At 73.9% G+C, this 849-nt stretch carries 1 protein-coding gene; it reads right to left on the reverse strand.

All coding sequences use genetic code 11. The features are described from left to right. Nucleotides 1-148: 148 nt before the first annotated feature. A partial coding sequence (locus ACIRVH_RS42310) for a phosphopantetheine-binding protein (RefSeq protein WP_403965270.1) occupies nt 149-849 on the reverse strand: 701 nt, incomplete at its 5' end.

Consider the following 849-nt stretch of genomic DNA (forward strand, 5'->3'; position numbering starts at 1 on the left):
GGGTGTTCCCCCCCCCGCCGCTGGGCGGCGGGGCCCCGCGGCGGGGCCCCCCCCCGGCCCCCCCGGCCGGGGCCCCCGCGGCCCTCGTGTGTCCATCACCACCGGTTGCCCGGACAGGCACCCGCTGCCACGACACGCTCCTTGGACCTCAGTTCAGGCCCAGCTCGTCATCGAGCATGCGGAACATGTCGTCGTCGGTGGCCGACTCGACATCGAAGCCGTCCTCTTCCTGCCGACCTGCCGCCCACCTGCTGCGGAGCACTTCCAGCCGGCCGGCGATCTGCCGAAGCAGGCGCTCGTCGTCCACCGTGGTCTCGTCCAGCGCGCGCTCCAGCCGATCCAGATCCGCCAGCAGCGCGGCCGGCCCGGTCGGTTCGTCGGCGACGAGCCTGGGCAGCAGGTGGTCGACCAGGTCAGCCGGGGTCGGGTAGTCGAACAGCAGTGCCGCGGGCAGCCGTTGCCCGATCTCCGCACCGATCCTGTTGCGGAACTCCACAGCGATCAGCGAGTCGAACCCGAGGTCCTGGAACCGCCGGTCCGGTGAGAGCTCCGCCGCGTCGCCGTGTCCGAGGACGGCGGCGGCGTGCCCGCGGATCAGCTCGAGCACCAGCTCCGGCCGGTCGGCGGGCGCGGCCGCGGCAAGTGCCGCGACGATCCCGCCACCGACGTGCGCGCTGGCCGCCGTACGGCGGGCCGGGGTGCGGACGAGGCTGCGCAGCAGCGCCGGTACTTCACCGGAGGCCCGCAGTCCCGTCAGGTCCAGCTTCACCGGCACCATCGCCGGCTCACCCGCCGCATCGAACAGGGCCAGACCCTCGGTGGAACCCAGCGGCAAAACACCCGAACGCC

It is taken from the genome of Streptomyces sp. NPDC101165, from assembly GCF_044768135.1.
Taxonomy (GTDB): Bacteria; Actinomycetota; Actinomycetes; order Streptomycetales; family Streptomycetaceae; genus Streptomyces.